This window comes from Paenibacillus sp. YSY-4.3 (genome assembly GCF_054767475.1).
Genome location: NZ_BAABMC010000009.1, coordinates 33,397 through 57,749 on the forward strand (window position 1 = coordinate 33,397; position 24,353 = coordinate 57,749).

The 24,353-nt window shown below is 45.1% G+C and carries 18 protein-coding genes; 6 read left to right on the forward strand and 12 right to left on the reverse strand.

Annotated elements, in window-relative coordinates:
* Positions 1–39 precede the first annotated feature (39 nt).
* The 4 genes from ACYUJT_RS21795 to ACYUJT_RS21810 are packed head-to-tail and all read right to left on the reverse strand — an operon-like array spanning position 40 to position 4,426.
* A complete protein-coding gene (locus ACYUJT_RS21795; RefSeq protein WP_460326276.1) occupies positions 40–1,050 on the reverse strand; it encodes an FkbM family methyltransferase in 1,011 nt (336 codons plus the stop codon).
* An 18-nt stretch (positions 1,051–1,068) separates the two neighbouring features.
* On the reverse strand, positions 1,069–2,394 hold the full coding sequence (locus ACYUJT_RS21800) for a nucleotide sugar dehydrogenase (RefSeq protein ID WP_460326278.1): 1,326 nt from the start codon (positions 2,392–2,394) through the stop codon (positions 1,069–1,071).
* A 26-nt stretch (positions 2,395–2,420) separates the two neighbouring features.
* Positions 2,421–3,140: a DUF6270 domain-containing protein gene (locus ACYUJT_RS21805; protein WP_460326280.1), complete on the reverse strand. Its 720-nt coding sequence runs from the start codon at positions 3,138–3,140 to the stop codon at positions 2,421–2,423.
* A gap of 14 nt (positions 3,141–3,154) precedes the next feature.
* On the reverse strand, positions 3,155–4,426 hold the full coding sequence (locus ACYUJT_RS21810) for a nucleotide sugar dehydrogenase (protein WP_460326283.1): 1,272 nt from the start codon (positions 4,424–4,426) through the stop codon (positions 3,155–3,157).
* 222 nt (positions 4,427–4,648) lie between these two features.
* Here ACYUJT_RS21810 and ACYUJT_RS21815 point away from each other — a divergent pair, with 222 nt between their 5' ends.
* From ACYUJT_RS21815 to ACYUJT_RS21825, 3 genes are all read left to right on the forward strand, one after another.
* Positions 4,649–5,425, forward strand: coding sequence for an ABC transporter permease (locus ACYUJT_RS21815; protein WP_460326285.1), 777 nt, complete (start codon positions 4,649–4,651; stop codon positions 5,423–5,425).
* 20 nt (positions 5,426–5,445) lie between these two features.
* Positions 5,446–6,177: an ABC transporter ATP-binding protein gene (locus tag ACYUJT_RS21820; protein WP_460326287.1), complete on the forward strand. Its 732-nt coding sequence runs from the start codon at positions 5,446–5,448 to the stop codon at positions 6,175–6,177.
* A gap of 115 nt (positions 6,178–6,292) precedes the next feature.
* The gene (locus tag ACYUJT_RS21825) at positions 6,293–8,749 is read left to right on the forward strand and encodes an O-antigen ligase family protein (protein WP_460326289.1); all 2,457 of its coding nucleotides are present in this window, start codon (positions 6,293–6,295) and stop codon (positions 8,747–8,749) included.
* Positions 8,750–8,772: 23 nt separating this feature from the next.
* On the opposite strand, the gene galU is transcribed toward ACYUJT_RS21825, so the two are convergent.
* The 6 genes from galU to ACYUJT_RS21855 all read right to left on the reverse strand — a co-directional run bounded on the left by galU (position 8,773) and on the right by ACYUJT_RS21855 (position 14,988).
* Positions 8,773–9,666 (reverse strand): UTP--glucose-1-phosphate uridylyltransferase GalU, encoded by an 894-nt coding sequence (galU, locus tag ACYUJT_RS21830; protein ID WP_460326292.1) that lies wholly within the window; start codon positions 9,664–9,666, stop codon positions 8,773–8,775.
* 134 nt (positions 9,667–9,800) lie between these two features.
* Positions 9,801–10,760: an ABC transporter substrate-binding protein gene (locus ACYUJT_RS21835; protein WP_460326294.1), complete on the reverse strand. Its 960-nt coding sequence runs from the start codon at positions 10,758–10,760 to the stop codon at positions 9,801–9,803.
* Between the two features lie 23 nt (positions 10,761–10,783).
* Positions 10,784–11,809 carry a FecCD family ABC transporter permease gene (locus ACYUJT_RS21840; protein ID WP_460326297.1) on the reverse strand — a complete coding sequence of 342 codons (1,026 nt, stop codon included), beginning with the start codon at positions 11,807–11,809 and terminating at the stop codon, positions 10,784–10,786.
* 2 nt (positions 11,810–11,811) lie between these two features.
* On the reverse strand, positions 11,812–12,816 hold the full coding sequence (locus ACYUJT_RS21845; RefSeq protein ID WP_460326533.1) for a FecCD family ABC transporter permease: 1,005 nt from the start codon (positions 12,814–12,816) through the stop codon (positions 11,812–11,814).
* A gap of 146 nt (positions 12,817–12,962) precedes the next feature.
* On the reverse strand, positions 12,963–14,597 hold the full coding sequence (locus ACYUJT_RS21850; RefSeq protein ID WP_460326299.1) for a helix-turn-helix domain-containing protein: 1,635 nt from the start codon (positions 14,595–14,597) through the stop codon (positions 12,963–12,965).
* A gap of 193 nt (positions 14,598–14,790) precedes the next feature.
* Positions 14,791–14,988: a hypothetical protein gene (locus ACYUJT_RS21855; protein ID WP_460326301.1), complete on the reverse strand. Its 198-nt coding sequence runs from the start codon at positions 14,986–14,988 to the stop codon at positions 14,791–14,793.
* 308 nt (positions 14,989–15,296) lie between these two features.
* On the opposite strand from ACYUJT_RS21855, the gene ACYUJT_RS21860 reads away from it, so the two are divergent.
* Positions 15,297–15,935, forward strand: a complete 639-nt coding sequence (locus ACYUJT_RS21860; protein WP_460326303.1) for a hypothetical protein — start codon at positions 15,297–15,299, stop codon at positions 15,933–15,935.
* A 963-nt stretch (positions 15,936–16,898) separates the two neighbouring features.
* On the opposite strand, the gene ACYUJT_RS21865 is transcribed toward ACYUJT_RS21860, so the two are convergent.
* The gene (locus ACYUJT_RS21865) at positions 16,899–19,481 is read right to left on the reverse strand and encodes a U32 family peptidase (protein ID WP_460326305.1); all 2,583 of its coding nucleotides are present in this window, start codon (positions 19,479–19,481) and stop codon (positions 16,899–16,901) included.
* A 335-nt stretch (positions 19,482–19,816) separates the two neighbouring features.
* Between ACYUJT_RS21865 and ACYUJT_RS21870 the strand changes: the two genes are divergently transcribed.
* Together ACYUJT_RS21870 and ACYUJT_RS21875 are read left to right on the forward strand one after the other, a co-directional pair.
* Positions 19,817–21,208 carry a helix-turn-helix domain-containing protein gene (locus ACYUJT_RS21870; RefSeq protein WP_460326308.1) on the forward strand — a complete coding sequence of 464 codons (1,392 nt, stop codon included), beginning with the start codon at positions 19,817–19,819 and terminating at the stop codon, positions 21,206–21,208.
* Between the two features lie 417 nt (positions 21,209–21,625).
* A complete protein-coding gene (locus ACYUJT_RS21875; protein WP_460326311.1) occupies positions 21,626–23,296 on the forward strand; it encodes a cellulase family glycosylhydrolase in 1,671 nt (556 codons plus the stop codon).
* A 511-nt stretch (positions 23,297–23,807) separates the two neighbouring features.
* On the opposite strand, the gene ACYUJT_RS21880 is transcribed toward ACYUJT_RS21875, so the two are convergent.
* On the reverse strand, positions 23,808–24,020 hold the full coding sequence (locus ACYUJT_RS21880) for a hypothetical protein (protein WP_125082044.1): 213 nt from the start codon (positions 24,018–24,020) through the stop codon (positions 23,808–23,810).
* Positions 24,021–24,353 lie beyond the last annotated feature (333 nt).

A 24,353-nucleotide genomic window follows, 5' to 3' on the forward strand; every position in this document is an offset into this window, starting at 1 on the left:
GTTTCATATGCCCTCTCAATCCCAGAAAATTGTGTCAATTTAAAATTTCTGATTATCTTTTTCATAAGTTTCTATGAGTTTTCTATATTTATTTAAAAGAATTTCATTTTCGTTCTTTTTTTCATTAATAATAACCAACAATTCATTTTTACTTTGTTTAATGTGCTCTAAATCGGATATTAACTGCCTAATTCTATTTACATTCCGCTCATTTTGTAGCTTCTTTTCATGAAGGTTCTCCAGCAGTTCAATACGTTTTTGTTTAACCGCCTTGATTTCAGTGATAAGTTTTAATGTTTTTTCTTTATAATACAATTGATCTTCCGAGTATTTCTTATTTTTTATCCACATTAAATCGATTAGTTTCAAATGTCTAAAAATAGCTTCATCCGTTGTAATACCTGTCTTAACATCATAAACAAACAGAAAATTAAAATCATAATAATCTTGGATTTGATAATTAAACTGGCTTAAATATGCATAAACTGATTTTACAGTTTCAGATGTAACTTCTATCCAAAGTGTGGGATGTGAATGTTTTAAAATATTATTCATACCCTTTAACACTTCCAATTCATAACCTTCAACATCAATTTTAATGAATGTTGGCTGTTCAATATCGTTAAAACTATCTAAAGTCTTTACAACAGTATCACCGGTGCTTTCTAAGGTAACGTACGACTGTCCTAAATTATCTAAGCTTATATTCATATTGGCTTTATCTTCTTTCGAGCCAATTGCAACGTTAAAAATTTGTACATTATCACAATCATTGTCCATGCAATTCTTCTCTAGCAAGCTAAAATTAATATCAGCCGGTTCAAACGCATATATTGATTTAGCCCTAGTCTTTTTTGAAAAATAAAGCGCATGATTGCCTAAATTTGCTCCTATATCGTATACAACAGCATCAGGGGAAATATATTCACTCCATTTAAGCAGAAGGTGGCTTTCATAAAAAGAATTTGTACTTTTAATTTTCTCAAAAATATATTCACCTTCAAAACCAGAAATCTTTAAATTGTCAAAACAATGAGAACTTAGCTTCATACAATTCCCCCTTTGACATTACAATAACACTATATTTTCACGGTCATCAATGTTTTTCATGGCATTTCTTGTGTCAAAAATTACTTTTGAATACCGCTGAACCATATCATAATCCACGTTTGAATGTGCTGTGGTAATAATGACTAGGTCAAATTCAGCTACTAAATTAGGTGTGAGTTGTTCCAGCCCTTTAAATACTTCAGATTTTTCTGTGTATTCCGAAATATACGGATCATAAAACGAAACACTTGCTCCCTCTCTCTTCAAATAGTCGATTACTCGAAGCGCGGGACTTTCCCTGTAATCATTAATATCTTGTTTGTATGCTACTCCTAACACGAGTAATTTCGAAGCACTTAGCGACTTTTGATATTTATTCAATATCTTCATAGCACGCTGCAAGCAATACTCTGCCATTTTATCATTCACTTGGCCAGACGTCTCAATCATCGATGTATGGAAGCTATATTCTCTAGCTTTCCAGGCTAAATAATAAGGATCAAGCGGAATACAATGCCCCCCTAATCCAGGTCCCGGATAAAAAGCTTGAAATCCATAAGGCTTTGTTTTAGCCGCATCGATAACTTCCCAGATGTTAATATTCATTTTTTCACATAACATAGCCATTTCATTAATAAATGCAATATTAACATTACGATAAGTGTTCTCTAATATTTTTACCATTTCTGCTATAGCAGGACTTGAAACTACATGCACGGGTGCTTCTAAAACATTTTGGTACATCATTGTTGCCATTTCAGCGGATTCCTGCGTAATCCCACCAACAACCTTAGGAGTATTTTTTATTTTAAATCCATTATTGCCGGGATCCACTCGCTCTGGCGAGAATGCTAAATAGAAGTCTTCTCCGCATTTATACCCGCTTTTCTCAAGAATAGGCTTAAGAAGCTCTTCGGTCGTTCCAGGGTATGTAGTGGATTCCAAAATAATTAACATCCCTTGTCTAAGGTGTGCAGCCAATTTTTCCGCTGTACTTGTAATATAACTAATATCTGGCTGTTGATGTTCATCTAGCGGAGTAGGAACGCAAATACAAATACAATCACAATTTGCGATGGTATCAAAATTACTTTCAGCCTTAAGCCCCCCCCTTTTTACCACGTCTCTGAGGGTATCATCAGCAATATCTGCAATATAGTTGAATCCGTTATTAATAGAACTAACTTTTTCTTGATTTATATCATAGCCAATTACGCTATAGCCAGCTGTAGCCATTTCAACGGCCAACGGCAATCCAACATAGCCCAGACCAATAACTCCCAATGTTGCAGTTTTTGATTTTATTTTTTCCATTGTTATACAGTTATCTTTGGTGCCGATCATGATACCACTTCTTTCCTTAAAAGGTGTCAACTCTTGTATTCCTTCAACTGTTTCAAAGCCTCTAAATAGTACTCATCAATATAATGAAACGGGGCTAATCCCCATCTATGATTTTTATTCGCAACTCTGAGCTCTTCATTTATCTCTAATACATTAATATTAGGAAGAAGGGAATTGAAATAATCATAAAACGAACTTAGCAATTTATTATTAAAATCTATAAAATTATTGTAATTATTATCAAACCCAGATTCTTCGCCGTTATCAATTATCTTTTTTGCCCACGTCGCTTTATGCAAAATAATCTTACTTTCTGGGACACTTTCAATGAGTCGATCAACAAATACCTTACAGGCCTCTGTCCACAAGTGTAATATTTCAGGTGAATTTTTCTTTATTAGTTGGAATTTATAATGTTGTTCCAAACCGGAACTTACCAATTCATTTGATCTTGTGCAGTACTTTCCATCTAATAAAAGTAAATCCAGTCTTTCATCCACAAAATCGATAATTAGATAATCTGATTTTGTATTTTCTATGACACTAAAAAAATCCTTCTTTAAGTCTCGCTTAAGCATTTTCCTTTTGAACTCTGATTCCAATGAAATCAAATCATCATCAATATCCAAGGGTTCACTAACAAGGCTTACAATTGAGCTTCTTGCAAAATAATCAACCACTCTATCATCTGCAGCATAATTGAATATATCTCGAGAGACACAACTGCCAAAAATAAAAAAGTCCATCTTAACCCTCCGTTCTAATACGAAATACATTGAGAGTATTTATTTAAAAATGAATTCCCGAAATTGACAACCTGAAGCTCTGAATCCTTGTTTACGGGAATAATATTCTTTGTGTCAAAAATTAATGGTGTTCTCATTTGTCTCGCTAAGTAATGATGATCCATTTCTTTGAATTCTGAATGATCCGTTAATACTACTATTAGATCTGCATCCTTCACAGCTTCTTCCATAGATACAATCTCTTCGCTTGTTACATAAGGATCGTAAATAGATAAATTGCTATATTTATTCTCTAATATCTCAATTACTTTTAAAGCAGGGGATTCCCTCTGGTCGTTTATATTTCCTTTGTAAGAAGTACCGAATACAGCGATTTTAGGTTGCTTGACGCTGATAAGCAACATTTCAATAATATCTGCTACAAATTTCGGCATGCTGTCATTCGTTTCCCTGGCTAATTTGATAAGTTTAGCGTTATGGGGAGACTGATTATATATAAAATAAGGATCTATAGCCAAGCAATGCCCACCTACTCCAGGGCCTGGCGAATGAATGTTAACTCTAGGATGCTTATTCGCCATTTCAATGACATCATAAACATTAATATCTAGATCATAGCATACCTTAGCGAGTTCATTAGCTAACGCAATATTAACATCTCTATAGGTATTCTCCATACATTTTGTCATTTCTGCAGTAGTGGCATCCGTTAAATGAATGTTTCCTTTAACGAAAACTCTGTATAATTCCGCTGTCTTATTAGCTGATTCAGAATTTATTCCCCCAGCAATTCGATCGTTATTGACTAATTCATGCAACAATTTTCCTGGGAGAACTCTTTCGGGAGAATGGGCTACAAATAATTCGGACTCTACGTTCAGATTGCTTTTTCTTAAAATTGGAAGTAGCACATCTTCTGTAGTCCTTGGTGGTACAGTCGATTCCAGAATTACTAGGTTTCCTTTTTTGATATACGGAACGATGGATTGAGTGGCTTCTATAACATAATCCAAATTTGGAGACTTATCCTCATTCACCGGCGTTGGTACAGCTATTATATAGACATCCGCCTCGACGGGATGTGTTCCAAACTCCAATTCACTTGTCTCCAAAACATCAGCCAGCATTTCCTTAAGTCCCGGCTCCTCAATGTGAATCTGACCTGAAGAAAGATTTTCTATAACCGTAGAATTTATATCAACACCATGGACACTGATTCCGTGCTTAGCAAACATAATTGCAGTTGGCAGTCCAATATAGCCTAAACCTATAACACATATCTTCATCATTGCATCTCCTTGAGTCTCTAGCTTCGATTACTTATATCAGCATTAATTAAGTTCTTTTTACTGAGGTATATTATATCATGATTATCTTTGGAATATCGGTAATATGGCTCGAATTAACATAACAATATCCCTATTAATTGTAGAAAAATATCGTTTGTGATACCATTATCACTGCTAGTCAGATTATATTGTAACATTACCTCTTTGGGGGAATCATGGATGAAAACATACCTGCTAAATTTTTATAAATATAAAGATTTAATGCTAGAATTGATTCGTAAAGATATTAAACTGAAATACAGAAATTCGATTCTCGGAATACTCTGGAGCATCTTGAATCCTCTTTTGTTTATGCTGGTACTGACGGTCATTTTCTCAGAGCTGTTTTCCAGCTCGATTGAATATTTTGCAATCTATGTACTTTCCGGCAGACTCATGTATGCTTCTTTTTCCGAAGCGACAAACTTCGGCATGCAGTCCATAGTTTCTAATGCAGGACTAATCAAAAAAATATACGTGCCGAAGTATTATTTTCCATTATCTAAAATATGTTCTTCGTTCGTTAACTCTTTATTAGCCATGATATCGGTTGTTCCCGTTATGATACTAAGCGGGCTTCACTTTTCATGGGTTAATTTAACGATTATATTTCCATTGTTTTATTTGCTTCTTTTTAGTATTGGAATCGGGATGATTCTGTCTACCATCTATGTGTTTTTCAGAGATATGCAGCATATTTACTCTTTGGCGCTAGTGATCATTATGTATACGTCTGCTATCTTTTATCCTGCAAATATTATACCTGAGCGTTTCTTGCCGATCATTCAGCTCAATCCCATTTTTAATATTATTGAAATGTTCCGGGACGCATTAATTTATCAAACGATGCCTTCGGTGAGCGCTCATCTATTTAGCTTGGTATACTCGCTAATCTTAATCTTAATCGGGCTAGTCCTGTTCTATAAAAAACAAGATAAATTTATATTCTATCTGTAACATGGAATGGAGATGAAATAATGAGTGAAGTTGCTGTTAGAGTAGACAATGTCTCCATGAAATATAAACTAATGGGTGGGAAAATTAATTCACTCAAACAATTTTTCATTCAAAGCGTGAACCGAAAGATAACATATGAGGAGTTTTCCGCACTTCAAAATGTCAGTTTTGAAATTACAAAAGGAGAGGTCTTCGGAGTTGTAGGATTAAATGGAGCAGGCAAAAGCACCCTGCTTAAAATAGTTGCTGGAATTTTAAAGCCTACCTCAGGAACGGTTGAAAGAAATGGTTCGCTCGTCCCTCTGCTCGAGCTTGGAGGCGGCTTTAATGGTGAACTTTCAGGCATGGAAAATATATATCTGAATGGCATGCTGTTAGGGTATTCCAAAAAATTTATTAAAGAAAAGATTGACGAGATTGTCGAATTCTCTGAATTAGGAAAGTTTATTCATGTACCCATAAAAAATTATTCCTCGGGTATGAAGGCACGCTTAGGCTTTTCAATTGCTACGCTCGTTAAGCCGGAAATCCTTATCGTAGATGAAGTACTAGCCGTAGGGGATCACAAATTTAAGGAAAAGTCCGAAGCCAAAATGAAGTCACTTATGGATTCTGGAACTACAGTTCTCTTCGTTTCTCATTCCATTGAGCAAATGAAAAATATGTGTGATCGCGTACTATGGCTAGAACACGGGACAGTCAAGGACATCGGTCCTGCAGACGTTATCTGTGACAAATACAAATCAAATTAATACAAGGCTGCTCCCAAAATGATCTCTGGGGCAGCCTTGTTTCACAAAACTGGTCTCTACCATTTAATTTATGCTAAAATAATTGACGTATCTACAAGCAAAGGAGATTGTAACCTTGTCGAATCCAGTGTACGGGAAAAAGGCCTCAGCGTCGAGAAATGGAGAGAAATTGTCGGTCGCTGCATGGCTATTAAAGATTGGTATTGTTTTTTTGATGATCTGGGCTCCGTTCCAGGCCGGCTTATTCAACGGCCTTATTCTGCAATTTGAGAAGCCGATCTATTGGTCTGTCATAATCGGTAGCTTCCTGCTGTTGATCTGGCTTGCCGCTTACTACAAAAATATTAAACTGGACGATCAGCGCAGCTGGACAGCCGCCTTCGTACTGCTGGTACCAATCACGTACCTGCTCTCGATCATATCAGCGGCTTCGCGTTATTTTGCAATGAACATGCTACTCATCCAGTGCCTGTACGCTATCCTATTTATTATAGGTCTATATTTACTGCAAAATAAACAGGCTAACCGGTTTGTCGAAATAACGACGATTACTGCCGCTTACATTATCGTAATATTTGGCCTGCTCAATTGGCTTGGCCAGGGCAGAACCGCTTCCGCACTCGTAGGATGGTTTTCGAACACTGTATTTAATGGAGTGTATAACCAGGCTGTCTGGATTGATGTTAACGGTCCGCGGCTTGCTTCAGTGTTTCAATATCCGAATACATACGCGGCATTTCTGATGGCTTTCTTTTTTGTCGCGGTGTTCGCCATTACGCGTTCCCGGAAATGGTATGAGCAAGCGATTCATGGCTTCATGCTCGTACCGCTAGCGCTATCCATCCTGCTGACTCTATCACGCGGTGGTTTAGTTTTCCTTCCGGTCGTATTTATCGTACTTCTGATCTTCCTAAAACCGGCAAAGCAAGTTCTATGGATTCTGTACTGTTTGATTGCCGGTATTGGCACGCTGCTAATTGCCAAACCTGTAACTGAGTTAGGACAGCAATTTCACCAAGGTCTCATCAATGATCCAGCCAAAGGCTGGGGTTACGTGCTGGCCGCATCCGTTATCGTCGCAGCTCTTGCCTGGCTTATCCAGCGTTTCCTGGCTCCTAAGCTGGAACAGCGCCTAAGCAGCTTGTCTGTGCGTAAGCTGTCTAACCTATGGCTGCCGATCGGTTCCGTCGTAGCGGTCGTCATTCTTGCAGCAGTTTTCCTTGGGACGAATGCCAAGCACTTATTGCCGGGAAATATCGGTGAACGCTTGGAGAACATTAACTTCCAACAACACAGTGTGCTCGAGCGCTTAACCTTCTATAAAGATGCACTTAAAGTCATGAAGGACTATCCCGTCATTGGCGCGGGCGGTGGAGCATGGGCTTCTCTATATGAAAAATATCAGAACAACCCTTATCTCAGCCGGCAGGCGCACAGCTTTGTTATGCAGTATTTAGTGGAAGTCGGTATTCTAGGCTTAGCGGTATTTATGGCTTTCATTCTGTTTATTTTCTACAAATATATTAAAGGTTATATTCGTTCATCAGAAAAGCAGCGCGAATCTCATTTCATATACTTCATCCTCGTATTCTCGCTGTTCATTCACAGCTTGATGGACTTCAATATGAGCTATGTTTATATCGGTATACTCGTATTCCTGGGATTGGCCGGTATGGCGGCAGCGATGGATAACGGGCCCGTGAAGCGCCTGTCTTTAAAACCTTCCGCAGCTCGCGGGTTGTATAGCGCAGGGGCGGTCATCGCTTCATTAGTATTAATCTTTACCTCGATTCGCTACATTCAAGCCAATGATGAAGTAACTAGAGGAAAAGAATTAATGAGTACAAGCTCCAACTTCCAGGAGATCAAAGCCCCGCTGGATCGTGCGCTTCAGAAACGTGCCAGCCAGCCTGATGCTGTATTGAATATGTCTGTGCTTCTGAAAGCAGGATATGAACAGACGCAGAATGAGACTTTCTACACTGCAGGCTATGATTTACTAACGAATGCCTTGAAAAAGGAACCGTTTAATAAAAACATCTATAACCAGATCATCGCCCTGCACCAATTAAAAGGGGAAAACGAGCAGGCGTATGCTATTTATAGAAACAACGCAGACAAATATGCGTGGGATATGAATTGGTATGATCAACTGATCTATCAATCCTATGAGCTCGGTTATCAGGCACTTGGCCAAGCAAATATCGCCGAAAAAGAGCAATACTTCAAAACCGGACTGAATGCTTATCAGCATGTTGTTGACGGAGTCGAGCATTTAAAAAGTCTCCCTCCAGGACAATTCCAAGGCGGAGAATTCTATATTACACCGCAGATGACGTTAAGTGCCGGAAAAATGCAGTTCATGATGAATGAACCAGAGCAGGCAGCTGCCGTTCTGAAAAATGGCTTGACTGAAAACTTGCATGATTCAAGCATGCAAGAAATCGCCGTCTGGTATTTGGCTGCTTTGCAGAAAAGCGGAGCGAATGACCAAGAGGTATACGATCAGTTGATCCAAATTGACCCATCGGAGAAGGACACCATCACTCAGCTGGCAAAATTGCAATTCTAGACACAATAATAACGGCTTCTCGTTTAACGAGAAGCCGTTTTTGTGCGTTCATTTCGGTCGACGATCTGCGTCATGTACCCCAGCAGTTGATCTCTCAACTCTTCACTTTGCAAAGCATAGTGTATTGTAGTCTCAATAAATCCCAGCTTCTCGCCTACATCATGCCGGGTTCCTTCAAAATTGTAGGCGATAATTTGCTCATATTCTTTAAGCCTGGATATCGCATCCGTTAACTGGATTTCGCCGCCCACGCCAACGTGCTGCTCCTCCAATATACCGAAAATAGCAGGGGTTAGAATGTATCTCCCCATGATCGCCAAATTGGACGGTGACTTCTCCATTTGCGGCTTCTCTACTAGTTGATTAGCTACGTAAACTCGATCCCCGATTTCCGTGCCATCCACGATACCGTACCGGGACACTTCGCTCCAAGGCACCGGCTGAACGCCTACAATCGATGACTTCTGGTCATTATACACTTCAATCATTTGTCTTAGGCAAGGCTTCTCTGATTCGACGATATCATCCCCAAGCAACACCGCGAACGGTTCATCTCCAATGAACTTTCTCGCGCACCAAATTGCATGCCCCAGTCCCTTTGGCTCCTTCTGCCGAATATAATGGATGTCCGCCATCTCTGAGGATTTACGAACCTCCTCAAGCAGTTTCCACTTGCCTTTCTCATGCAGATTAAATTCAAGCTCGAACGAATTATCAAAATGATCCTCAATAGCGCGTTTGTTCTTGCCAGTTACGATAATGATATCCTCGATCCCCGAGGCCACCGCTTCTTCGACGATATACTGAATCGTCGGTTTATCCACGATTGGCAGCATTTCTTTGGGCATCGCCTTGGTCGCCGGCAAGAATCGCGTTCCTAATCCTGCCGCAGGTATAATGGCTTTACGTATCTTCATCCCGAATCCCCTTCTAAATAAAAGACCTGAAATAATATATGCCTATTATACACAAAAAGTGGGCATGTACGTTAATTCTGGCCTAAATCTAAACAAAACGGTTCCCCCAGATTCAACCGGAAGAACCGTCGATATTATTTACTAAATAGTTTTTCCGCATCGTCAAGGGCCATGTCATGGCCCAGCGATGAATAGTCCAGCCATTTCTGGCCGTCGAGAACATAAACGTGATTATTTTTTACGGCCTTCAAGTTTTGCCATACCGAATTTTTCTCTAATTCATCGAAATTATTTTTCGCTTCATTGCCTTTGCTAATGATGACAAAAATCGCGTCCGCATCGAAATCCGGCAGAACCTCCTTAGAGATGACCTCATAAGGCTCCGTCGCAGGAATCCTCTCCACTCCATCAGCCATATTCAGCTTAAGATCATCGAACATGATCGGCCCTAGCGGACGTCTTGTCCCCATGACGCGAAGCTCTTTGGCTGTCATGCGTATAGCCATTACTTTGGCATCTGCACCCAGTTCCTTCTGGATGAGACCGCTGACCCGCTCGGCCTTCTCATCATACGCTTGGATAAAGCTCTCTGCTTCCTTTTCACGTCCTGCATGGGTTGCAATAGTTTTCAAATGATCCTGCCACGTTCCGTTATCCATATCGATGACAATCGTCGGAGCAATCTTCTCATACTTGGCAAGATCCTCTCCCGAATACACTTTATCAATATATATGTAATCTGGCTTCAATCCCAGCACCGCCTCCATGTCCGGATCCGTAACTACACCCAGTTTGGCGACCCCCTCCAATTTATCGGCCACATGCGGCAAAAAGTCTTTGACATCCCCGCCGATGACAGAACCAGCCGGTTTGATGCCAAGTGCAAGCAGATTGTTCGTAATATGAATCGACATCGAAGCGATTCTAGCATCAGGGTCGTGAACAAACACATCCGGTGCATCCGTAGTAGTGGTCGCAGTCGTGGCCGTCGCCGGATTGGAACTTGAGTTGTCCCCTTTCGGACTTTGACCGCAAGCGGATACTAGCGAAATGAGCAGACACATTGCAATAATAGATAATAGCTTTTGTTTCATGTATGGTTCCTCCAAATTAGTTTTTAATTTTTAGTTTTAAATAACAGGTACAAAAAATACGGTCCTCCAATAACTGCAACAACGATGCCAGCCGGAACAGCGTTAGGCTGAAAGACGGAGCGTCCAATCGTGTCCGCGGCTACCAAAATAATCAGTCCAACCAAAGCCGCCACTGGTAGGAAATGCCGATGCTGAGGACCGGTCAGCCGCTTGGCAATATGCGGTGCAGCCAGTCCAATAAAGCCGATTCCGCCCGCCATAGAAACACTAGCGCAGGACAGCGCCACGGCCACAGCCAGCATCACGACGCGGTTCCGGGTCACATGGCTTCCGACATTAGCGGCGATGTCATCGCCTAACGCGAATATATCGAGCGTTCTGGAACGCATGTAGGCAAGGGGCACGAGCAGCGCAATCCAGGGCAGCAAAGCCCATACATACACCCAATCCCTTCCCCATACACTGCCCGCTAACCAGCGCGCGGCAAAGGCGTATATATCAGGATCAAGCTTCAAAGACAGCACCAGTGTAACCGCATGGATGCCTGCGGCTACAGCAATGCCGACTAAAATAAGCCGAATCGGCGCAATTCCTTCGTGGCGATCATAAGCAAGTGCAACAATGATTACTGCCGTCATCACGCCCCCTGCAAAGGTGAACAACGGAATCATTAAGGCCGCCGAGCCCTCCATCGTCCGAAAAAACGATATGAACACCATAAGCCCTAGTGCCGCTCCCGCATGAATTCCTAATATCCCAGGGTCGGCAAGGGAATTGCGGGATACCCCTTGCAATATAGCGCCCGAAACACCGAGGCCGATGCCCGCCAGCATCGTCACGATAATCCGCGGTAAGCGAAATTCAAACAACACCATCTTCTCATCCGGCGTGCCATAGCCCAGCAAGGTCCGCCAAATCACCTCCGGAGCTAGCCGCATGCTGCCTGTGTTCAGGCTGATCAATAGGACAATGATGGCTAGTATCGTGAATACCGCGCTGACATAGAGAGCTCTTCTGGCCCTCTTTTGAACAATATGGCTTGTACTCATGATTAAATGCCCCTTCTCTCTCGGCGCGCCAAGTAAAGGAAGAAGGGAACGCCCACCAAGGCGACCATCGTGCCGATCGCCAGCTCCCGTGGCGGATTAACCATCCGTGCAGCAAAATCGGCCCATACGAGCAATATCGCTCCCAAGATCGCCGAAAATGGAATCAGGATTCGATAGTCCACTCCCACAAAACGCCGGGCAATATGGGGGATCACAAGGCCGACAAAGCTGATCGATCCCGCTACGGACACGGCCGAACCCGCTAATATAACTACAGCAGCCATGCTGAATAGCCGTACCCGGCCAACCTTAATTCCAAGATTGACGGCAGATTCCTCGCCGAGCGACAGAAACGTAATCGAACGGCCCAAAATCCCCGCCAGCAAAATCGTCGTAAGTACAACAGGCGCAAGCACCCGCAGCTGCTCCCAAGTGACGCCTGCTACGCCTCCGGCATACCAGTAAGCGAGATCCTGGCTAAGCCCGAAATATATGGCAATCCCCGAGCTTAACGCATGCAGGATCGCCGCAAGGACCGCCCCCGCAATCGTCAGCTTCAAGGCGCTTAATCCCCCTGGGGCCGATGAGCCAAGCAAGACAATAAGAAGCGTCGTCAACGCTGCCCCGGCAAAAGATAACAAAATTAAATTGGAGTAGGACAGCCCGGGAAGAATAGCAAAGCTTAAAGCAACTACGAAAGCCGAGCCGGCATTTACGCCAAGGATCCCTGAATCAGCCAGTGGATTGCGTGTGACACCCTGCATGACCGCTCCAGCAACAGCGAGGGCCATCCCCGTAACCACTGCGCCCATGACGCGCGGCAGCCTTAAGTCATGTATAATTTGGTGAGAGGTCGCAGCCGGATCGTAACGGAATACGGCCTCCCATACCGTTGCCAATGTCATTTCCTTGGCCCCGTAAGAGATAGCCAAGACAATGGTCAAAATCAGGCCTGCAGTAGCAGCTATGAAATATACGCAAGTTGCCATCGTTTTTTTCCAAGTCATCATCTATTCTAAGAAAGAATCTCCCCTCTTTCGCTTGTAATCGCGCTTCGCACCACAATTGATATTGATTATCATTATCGAAAGTTAATTATAAATGAAAACTTCAGCGTTACCATGACCTTTTCTTACTTTGAATATGGACTTTTCTATCTCAGCCCCTGATGCAAGAACATTTCCAGTTCCTCCATTTGCAGATTGATGGCAAACGGGGCATAGTTCATCCACTTATCACGATCTAAAAAATACACCCGCTTGCTCCTCACCGCAGGATGATTCATCCACGAAGGATTTGTCCGCTGCCACTTCAGGATCTGTTGCCGATCGCTATCCCTTTCGACTGCGATGAACAGAATATCCGACTCATAAAATTTGAGCTCATCCGGCGTAATGGACGTCCAGGTAAAGCCTGTTCCTTCCGGGAATGGCTCCATTTGTTCGCGAACTCGATCCGGCGGCGCAAGCTGCAGAGATCTATAAAACACATGGCCGATATTTCTCGCTCCATAAATTCGCAGCTCCTGCCCACGGTACACGCAAATCGTTACCACAGCTCTGCCGATGGTCTGGCGAGCGTTCTGGCGCACTCTCTCTGCGGCCTGCTCGTGGTGGTCCAGCCACCCTAATGCAGCCTGCCTTCTATCAACCAAATCAGCGATTTCCAGCAAATGCGTATAAACGTCCTTGCTCGCCCACGGAATCGCTACGATCGGCGCAATATCGTGAATATGTGCCCGCGCATGATGCAGCACATTATCTTTGCACACAATCAAATCCGGAGCTTCCTCCAGAAAGATTTGCCGGCTAATTTCCCATGGATCGGAAGCATGCTCCGGCAATTGGAGCGGTTTGGCAGAAAGGGGGATGTGCCGATGCAGCTGAGCAGCGGACGGCTTCAAGCCAAGCGTGTACAAATGGTCCGTATAGGGGGAGGAAAGCGAAATGAGCTTTAACTCTTTTTTTCGGGTAAAAAATGTCGGAGAATAACCGCTGGTGTCCTTAAATCGTCGGCTGAAATAGAACTCATCGCCATACCCGACAACAGCCGCTACGTCGCGCACGGATTTATCGGTCGTCAATAACAACTCCTTAGCTTTGTTCATTCTAAGATCCGTCAAATAAGCTACTGGCGATTTAAACATCATCTTCTTGAACACCCGGGAATAATAAGAAGGATGAAGCTGGGCTATGGCCGCTAGCTTATCGACCCGAATATCCTCGTGATAATACGCATGCATATATTCCAAAGTAGCTTTGATGCGTTGATGCAGATCATTTGCAGCGGCAGGCTGGACCTCAGCTAGCAGGATCTCCAACATATCTTGTAAGTACTGCCGGGCGATATAACGCTTCTTGCTCACGGCTTCCTCTCCTAAGGAGACCAATAGCCGGAGTAAGCTCAGGAACCGATCATCGGAAATCTCGATATAGCCCTGCAAAGGAAAGCCCGCCTCTCTGTTCCAGAGCTTGCAATTCCCCGTATTCTCCGTCTCCTTGAACAAATTGAATACAACGCCATATAACGCGGCTTTTCCTGCTTGCTTGATCGGCATTTCCAGCACCGTGCCTGGAGGGTAGATATGTAATGATCTATGTGTAAACTGGGAGGCAGTCCCGTTGACAACAAGCTCTCCCCTCCCCTTTTCAATAAACAACAGCAAATGGCGGTTCATAGGTTGCTGCCCGTCTGCCCATTCCGGGAGCGACGTGCTTTGGAACACAGCTTCAATCTCATATAAAACGCTATGTAAAAAAGTTTCCGTATCCATCGTTTTTGGCTTCATTTCCGTGTCAGCTCCATTAGCTCATTTAGTGATAATAATTATCATTATCAACATATGATTATAGCATAGGGATGAAGACACAAAAAAGACGGTCCCTCGTTTCAACGAGAATAACCGTCTGCTGCTGAATTGTATTGCTCTTGCTTTGCAGCTCATCCACCCCTAAGCTAACCGGGTCCGACTGCTGATTTTACTAGCTCCAGATTTTGCGAATAGAGAAGCGCCCAGACTGCTCCTGCTCTTGGCTCGGATGATGTCTGCCTGGCTCCGGCGTGTGAAGAAAGCGCTCCGTACCGTATTCCAGCTTGCGGTACTCCGATTCCCCGCCAAGCCCCAGCTTCTCATGTACGCGAGTAACCACGGCCTGCATTTCCAAGAACCCTTCGAACATGAAATTCATCCTCCCTTTGTATGAATGAACAACACGAACGTTTATATATTGGTTACGCTTACATTATACCATGTATGCCATTTTCGATGAAGGAATAGAGTGCTTTCTCAGGCGATTTGGGAGCGAGTTCACCAAATGTTTGGAAATAGGCCGACTTCGGGCTGTTCTATCTTTTGAAATTTTTTAAACAATCCGGTTGTAAGACTCCTGCAAAAACTTCCTATATTCATGAGAGGGCAATCGGGTTCGACTTGGCAATGGCTTGTCCTCTCTTGTTCCCAAAAAATATAAGAAAAGAGGTTATAGTCATGGAAGAGTATGCAAAAATTCTACGATGGTCCACGAATGAAGATGTATATGGGCTAAAAACTACCATTCAGCTTCCCAAGATCGCAACCTTCGAGAAAAATGTCGGCTTCATCAACTTCTATTTGGGTGTCTTTGGCGCAAATGTCCATTATGAGTGTGGTCTATCCACCAAGCCCGCTGAAGCTGTAAATGATAACTGGCACTGGTTCTGGAATACCGGGCTTGCCAACGATGGCGGGCCATTCACGATAAAAGGAGGCGCGGTAGTACCGATCGAATTATCCCTGAATTGCGAAAGCCAGCTGGAGTTCAAGGTTGCCGGTGAGGTCGTGAAGACCTTCTTCGCTGAAGAGGAACCGTTCGGCTCATTGACCAATGCCAGGCTTGTCGTTGCCGCTTGCGATCAGAAATTCGAGGTCGTGCCTGACCCCCTACCGGAATGGACGACCCGCCATGATGCCGTCGTATGCGATTGTTTCAGCTACAAGGATAGCAGCGGAGCTTGGGAGACGATGTCAGCTGCGAATTCTTCCCCGCCGGAAGCCACGATATTTTGGCCCACGGGCTACGAGCATACCGGAACGCCCGCCGACTATACGAGTACTATATCTGCAGGTAAAATTACTGCTGCGCTATAAGTGGGGGTGGGAGATAAGCTTTGGGACGCTCGCAATGAGATAGAGCCTTCGCCATCTCGCTAGCAAACCATTGCTGAGTGCAAGTGGCGAACTTCGAGTGCGCAGGCTCCCGGGGAACGGGGGTGAGAGCGTGACAGGGAGCGAGATATGGGGGCGAGATTGAGGCAGCAAGCGGACGCGGTGGAGGAGCAAAACGTGGGGCGGGACACGAGACCAAGACGTGTGAACGAGGCAGCGGGCGATACGTGTGACTGAGGTATGAGATCGAGGCTTAGACTGCGACCGTGATGTGAGACTGGGACGTGACACCAAGGCATGTGATCGAGGCGCGAGATCGAGACGCGAGACTGAGGCTTAGACTGCGACCAAGATTTTCTAACGAATCTCACGATCACTATTTGTTTGAAAATAGCCCCTTTCAAAATGTAACGAATCTGGGTAACGTTATTTCATTCTTTACTGCTCCAAACAGCAGATAAACCCGTAATAGCGTGGCTGATATTCGTTAGATTTATAATAATCGAAAATATGTACAAATAACGTTGATGAGATTCGTTAGACTTGGGCTAACCGTCGGATGGTCAGATGGTCGGATGCTCCTTCGAAGCGCACGGTGTGTCTGTCCGTATGGACGAACATATCATATGAGAAAAATGTCTACAGGGCGTAATCTCCAGGATGATAAAACGCGTTTGGCGATAGTTTTCTTTACGATATAAGCAAGTATTGACTCTAAATTGTATACTTTCTAGCATCTTAAAAAGAGCCCCTCTTCCGCTTAATTACATAGCGACAGAGGGGCTTTGGTTGGTTATTCCTATGGTTCGGGCGGCTAGCTTCGCATTTCGTCGTGCACTTAACTTGATTCGCCCGTTTTGCTTAGTTGGCTTATAACTTCAGTCCGCTTCGCTTAATTAGCTTGTTATCGGCCAGCTTCACTTAGTTGGCTTGTTATCAGCCAGCTTACTTGATCAGTTGTCCGCGCGTCACACCGAGCTGGTTCGTTGCTTTGAGCGCCTTCCATACCTGGGTTCCGCTAATTTCACCGCGCAGGGCTTGGGTGTAGAGATGAATGACCTCATGCACCTTCTCCGGCGTTTCCTCCAGAAATTCGACACGGTAGCTTCGCACGCCAAGCTCCAGGAAGTTCCGCAGATATTCCGCACCCGACTGCTCAATCGCATTGTATACGGTGTTGCGGCATCCTTCATCGACGCGAACAGGATGAGACATACCGATCCGATCCTGCAGCGATACTCTGTGTTCTTCGCAGGGGCGGCCGCAGTTCGTATAGTCCGTGCCTTCGCTCAGGAAGGTGCAGTATACGCAATGCTCCGTATGGAACATCGGCAAGTGCTGGTGAATAACGATCTCCATGTCTGCCGCCATGCCCTGGCTTTGTCCCAGCAAATCAACCATCTGCTGAATGTTGAGGTCGTAGGATGGCGTAACGATATCGCAGCCAGTCTCCAGAAACAGTTCCACAGTCTTGTGATTGGCAATGTTCAGTGAGAAGTCACCGATCAACTGTGGATGCTGTGCGTCCGGATTCTCTTGGCGATGGCGCAGATAATAATACAGCGCCCCGGTATTGCGAACCAGCACCGCATCTGGCTGAAGGCGCAGGATGTTGTTATGGTAGCCGTTCTCGCCCGGCATATGGATGCGCGGCGTCGCCAGCGCGATTCGCTTACCGGCGGCCCGAACGGCTTCCACCGCTGCCGGGAACTGCTTGATGAATTCAAAGTCGGCGTAGATCATCCCTACGCCGGCCTCCAGCGCAGCCTGCACCTGCGGCAGGCTGCGGCACAGCGCGGTGAGCTCCGCTTCACCGCGCAAAGCGCGGCGCGCGGCTACGCCCGCGCCGCCGCCTTCGGGCGCACCCGCTGCGCGTGGTGCGCCAGCGCCTCCCGCCGCGCCCAGCACAGCTGTGGCGGCGGCATCCGCCCGTTTCACGTAAACGGGCGGCTTTGGCCGTTCGCCGGCTAGCAGCTCTACTGCGCGCCGGCGGATGCTGTTCAGCTCTCGCATCGGCAGAATCACATCGCCATGCAGCGATGTGTCCAACTGCTCGAGCTGAAACAGCGTGCCGCCGAGACGGCCGAATTGCTCTTCGAGCAGGGCGTCGTCCATCGGCCGCTTTTGCGCCGTCTCGAGCAGCAGCTCGGAGTCGACGCGCACCGTCGTTCCCTTCTGGACATCCGTCCAGAAGGTCGCCAGCGGCTCGCCAGCCCGTCCAGTTGCGCGGACATGCACCGGAAACACCCGATACGGCTTATCCGTCTCGAACGTCTGGCGCAGTCTCTTATCGAGCGCCGGATCGCTCGTCTTCCAAATCCGGTCGCCGACGTGAACCTTCCGCAGATCGACGTCATTCCGTCCCGGAACGATATCGACGATCCATTTCTCGTCCGCTTCGCCTTCCAGCTTCACGCCTTTACGGCGCAAATCGTAGACGCGGCCGCCCTCTTCCTTTTTCGTCGGATCCCCGGCATCGAAGACGACCCCGTCTCCGCGCTTCACAGGAGCCTCCAGGCGGCAGACCACACCATCGCGCAGCACCTGCTCCACCCGCCCCAGATACACGCCCCGGCTCTTCGGAAACGTGCCTTCCACGAGCTTCTTATTGTTCGTGCCCTCCAGGAAGCCGTGCGTAAAACCGCGCGAAAAGCTCTGCTGCAGCTCCCGAACTTCTTCCTTCGACGGCCGGGCATCCTCCCCGTCAAAATAACGGTCAATCGCCTTACGGTATTTGCTCACGACGTTAGCGACATATTCCGGGCTTTTCAGGCGGCCTTCGATTTTAAAAGACGTCACACCCGCTTCGATCAGCTCCGGCATCAAATCAATCGCCGCCAGGTCCTTCGGAGACAGCAAGTACGCCACATCCCCCATCGGCTTCTGCTCTCCGTCCACCATTAGATCATACGGAAGTCGGCAGGCCTGAGCGCATTCCCCCCGGTTTGCAGAGCGGCCGCCCCACATTTCCGAAGTCAAGCACTGTCCCGAATACGAAACGCAAAGCGCCCCATGAACAAACACTTCCATCGGCAGTTTCGCCTGCTCCCCGATTTTCTGAATTTGCTTTAAATTGTTCTCGCGACCCAGCACCACGCGTTCCATATTCCATGGCTTCGTGAACTCGACCGCTTCCGGCGAAGTAATCGTCATCTGGGTTGAGCCGTGAATCGGAAAGTCCGGAGACATTTCGCGAATCATTTTGACCAATCCCAAATCCTGCACGATCACCGCGTCCACGCCCGCATCAATGCAAGCCTCAATCAGCTCTGCCGCATCCCGCAGCTCATCCTCGAACACGAGAATATTGAAGGTCAGGAACCCCTTAACCCCATAGCTGTGCAAAAAAGCCATAATTTCCGGAAGCTCGTCCATACGAAAATTGTTCGCCCGGGCTCTGGCATTGAATTTCTCTACTCCAAAAAATATCGCGTCCGCCCCGTTCGCCACCGCGGCCCGCATACAGTCCCAATCGCCCGCCGGCGCCAGCAATTCCACGTCTTGCCGCGTTAATGTTGTGCTGCTCATATATTCCTCCCCGAGAGGCCGATTGGCTCTCGTATATTGATTTCCATTAAATTTAAAATGAAACGACGATAACTTATTTATTTTATCAGACATTCCTTGCAGACTCTAGCTTTAATCCCTTCCAGCACGTCAACAAACTCAATTAATAATCCAATTTATAACAAAATTTATAAAACGTATTAAATAGAATTGACCACCTTTCAAATATTGTTTATATTTGTAATATGTTAACAATTATTAGACTTTAAAGTATCTATTGAGTTAGAGAATTCACAATTTTATATGGTACTCTTTTTAGTTTGATAAGAATTTATTTCTGAAAAAGGATGATTTGTATGGACCACACAGCCCCGATTCTCCAACAACTCAACCATTTTATGAAACATGAAAATATGAATCTAAGAAAATTAGCAAGTAAATCTGATATTAACGCAGGCACACTTAGTTCCATACTAAACAAAAACAAAACATTAACAGTAGATCATCTGGACCGTCTTACAAAGGTAATGAATTATCCAGAGGGATATTTTTACGAGCAGTATATTAAAGATCACTTGAGCCAAAACATCCCCAATTGGCGAAGATTCAAGCCCTTTTTATACCGCTGCGCAGATCTCGATAAATTGAATTGCATTCAGCAAGTTATCAGTTTGTTAATGGATAACCTTATGTACTCCCCCCTTCTATTCGATGTAGCGGAAGACCTCTACCAGAAAAATAAACGTAAAGCAGCAAGATTAATGTTTGAAAATGTTGCAATTAGCGAGAAACATCAGCACTCAGAACGACTCGCCTTCTGCCAATATCGATTATTCTTAATCCGTTTGGGAACGAATCAAGAGGAAAATTACCAAGCTGCTATACTATTCGAGCCTTATGTTGAGCGACTGGATGAACTTGATCAATTGGATGCATTCAAAGACTTAGGCAATATATACCGCTCTTTAAATCAGTGGGATAAAGTTGAGATGATAGCAAGTAGACTAGGTCGTTTAGCCAGAACTCTATACTTCGCAGCTCGACCTGTAAAAATTCAAAAAGACTCTAAACCAAGCAGGCCGTTGTTTACATATATAGCATTAGCCAACCTATTTCTCGCTGATGTTTGGGATGCACGGAGAGATTATGAGCGGGCACTACAGTATACCCTTCACTACGCCGATTTAAGCTGGGTTAAAGAAGATGACACAGACGCTCGACATTGGAAAAATGTTTTTCTAGAATGGGCGCGAGCCAACACTTATGTGAATAAGCTAATGTCTGGAGATGCCAGTATACTTCCAGAGTACGTTACTTATATCGAAAAAGAGCAAGGTGAATTTATTCCAGCATTATTTAATATTATGGAAGCCGCTAATCGGTATCATATCAATGTAGATCATATTCTCGAGCAATTTGAGTCGAAAATTGCGAATTATCTTAATGAGAATAAGACTGTTGACATTTACAAAAACCATTATAGTACAACCCTTTTCTCGCTATTATTGCACAATCTTTCTTACTATTATTTAAAAAAGGGACACTATACTACTGGGTTCATATTTTTGCTAAAGGGACTTGAAAAATCCTCCTTTATTAACAATAAAAAGTGTATGATTAAATGTATGGGGCTATTCGAACAATATAGGGATCTAGCATCTTCAGAAAGCCTGATCAGTTATAAAACTTTAATAAAAGGAGTCTATGAAAATGAAGAAAAAAATCCTGTTACTTTTTTTGACAGCTAGCTTTGCATTTGCCCTGTTCGTTCCTACTCAATACTTAACAAATAATAAGGTTATCAGCTATTTAGCACAGCACGGAGGATAGAACTAACCCCTGCTTCTAGAGCCTTCATTCATCCTAATGACAATAGTTAGTTGCACAAAGTGAACCCATCGGTAGGAACAACCTACACGGTGGGTTTCTTGTGTTCATCCCACTTCCAAATTGTTTTTATTTGAGCAAACATCTCTCATCCCTAGAGAAACTGAACTAGCCACAACTATTGGCTCCTGTAGATAAATACAGGAGTCTTTTTTTCTTCCACCCGAAAAATCGTACCCGAAATCCGAGACCTACCCAAACCGGCGAAGTTAGGACTATATTAAGGCTGAATGTCCACTTTTACTACCTCAACTTCAACCGAAAGGTGTGAGCAAGCAATGTACAGAGACGATGGACGGGTAAAAGGCTACTTGCGTGCCGAAGGCCAGCGAATTGTGAACGGAGACGGGCAAGAACTGCTGCTTCGCGGCGTGGGGCTAGGAAACTGGCTGCTGCCGGAAGGCTATATGTGGAAGTTCCCGCCGACGAACGCGGATCGGCCAAGACGAATCGAGAAGCTCATAACGGATTTGATTGGAGAGCAAGCTGCCAAGGAGTTTTGGGATACGTTTCGCGAACGGTTTATTACCGAAGATGACGTGCGCCAAGTCGCCGCGGAAGGCTTGAACTCTATTCGCCTGCCAATCAATGCGCGCGGGCTGCTGGAAGAGGGCGAGCCAGTACGGTTTAACCCGGATACACTCGCTTTAATCGATCGTTTTATTGGATGGTGCAAAAAATACAGCCTGTACGTCATCCTTGATCTGCATGGAGCACCCGGCGGGCAGACGGGGGCGAATATCGACGATTCCGAGCATGACCAGCCCGAGCTGTTCACTGACGAGAACTACTGGCGGCGTACAGTCGAGCTCTGGAGAATGCTGGCCGACCGCTACAAGGACGAATGGATCGTCGGCGGCTACGATCTGCTGAATGAGCCGCTTCCAGAATGGTTCAACATGCATAATGACAAGCTGATGCCGCTGTACAAGGAAATAACCGCCGCAATCCGCGAAGTCGACGACAAGCATATGATCATCATTGAAGGCGCCCATTGGGCGACCGACTGGTCGATGTTTACCGCAGACGAAATGTTCGATGACAATCTTTTGCTGCAATTTCATAAGTACTGGAGCAGTCCTGACCAGGAAGGAATCGCACCATATTTAGAGAAACGCGAAAAACTAAACTTGCCTATATACATGGGCGAAGGCGGCGAGAACAGCTTGGGCTGGTATGCCGGAGCCTTTGGTTTATATGAGGGTCATGACATTTCGTGGAACTTCTGGACCTGGAAAAAACTCGATACAGCTAACTCCCCTTGCTCCATCCGCCGTCCGCATAACTGGGAGCTTATTTTGAACTATGTGGAAGGCAGTGGCGACAAACCGGATCAGACGGCTTCAACAGCCATTCTCAACGAATACCTGGACAACATTCTGCTTGGCAACTGCGATTACCTCCCAGACGTACTGCGAGCCGTTCAGCGCAAGCTGCCGCTTCGCATACCTGCCGAGCATTATGGACATCTGGGCCAAGGCACTAGCTGGGGTACTGCTGCTGATAGCGAACTATTAGGTTTACAAGCTTTAGCGACCAAGGAGCACCCTAGTAACGTATTTCGCCCAGGTGACGGCATCCGCATCGGATTCCTCACGGCTCAGGAAGGTACGCCAAATTATCATTTGAAACCGGAAGAGGAATGGAACGAAGAGCATCGCCTCTGCGTCACTCTTTCTGCGAGAGAGTGGGTCGCATACCCGTTCTTGTGCGAAGCCCCCGCCGCCTACACGCTGCAAATCAAACTGCGCGCCTTAACCGGGAGTGCTGAGCTCGCTGTGCACACGGGCCGTTATGGACGCCAAACCATCGGCGTGTCCTCACAAGACTGGAGCGTCATCTCGGCGGGGCAGCAGACGATATCCAACAGCGGAGAGTTCGAGTTAAAAATAGAAGTTGCCAGCGGTACTATCGCCATCGATTGGCTGGAATGGCTGCCGATTACTTAATTCTAAAATCTCAAGTTAGATCGTTCGCCATCTCACGACTTTACTTTATAACGAATCTCACAATCGCTATTTGTTTAAAATATCCCCTGTCAGAAATGTAACGAATCTGGGTGCCGTTATTTCAATCTTTATTGCTCTAATAGGCAGATAAACCGTAAATAGCGTTGCTGAAATTCGTTAGATTCAAAATAAGAGCAAATATGTACAAATAACGTGGATGAGATTCGTTAGACTCGGGCTAACGGGGTTACGGGGTTACGGGGTTACGGGGTTACGGGGTTACGGGGTTACGGGGTTACGGGGTTACGGGGTTACGGACTTACAGGCTAACGAACTAACTGGCGGATGCTTCCTCCAAATTCCCAAAAATAAACAAACGGCATCCCTGCCGTTTGTTTTAGTTATTGGTGAACCCTAGGGGTATCCAATTCTCATCACTTTCATATCACATGAAAATGAAAAAAACACCCTGTCCCGTAACGAAACAAAGTGTCTTCCGCTCATTCCGTATTTATTTAAACCAGCCGCTGATCATCACAGCATCCGATGCCAGGAAAACGAGCAAACTCACGATGCCGAAACCGATTGCAAACAAATTCTTCTTCGGACGAGCGACCATGAGCCGAACCACGCCGATCAAAATAATTACTGTAAACAGCAGCATAAAAATATCGAAACCGTTGAAGTTTGATGTCTTCTCTGCCGCTTCTGCGAGCAGTCGCATGCCGTAACCCCCTTCTTTAAAATCACGTATATACACATCTCCCTATATGTTATCTTTCCCAGGGCCTGGATGCAAGGGGAACAGCAAATAAAAAATGAATTTGTCACAATTTAGACAATATTTCAGCGTAGTTCACTGAAAAAAAGTAACCACTTTCCTTGACTTTCACAGTTCAGACAAACGAAATACAGCTATCGATGTACCTTCAAAGAAGACAGAACGCGTTTAGCGGTAATTTTTCTTGCGGTTATAGAACAGCCCCCTAAACCACAAAATGTGATCCAGAGGGCCATTCAAGCTAAACAATATGCTGTACTCCTGCCAATCTCTTCG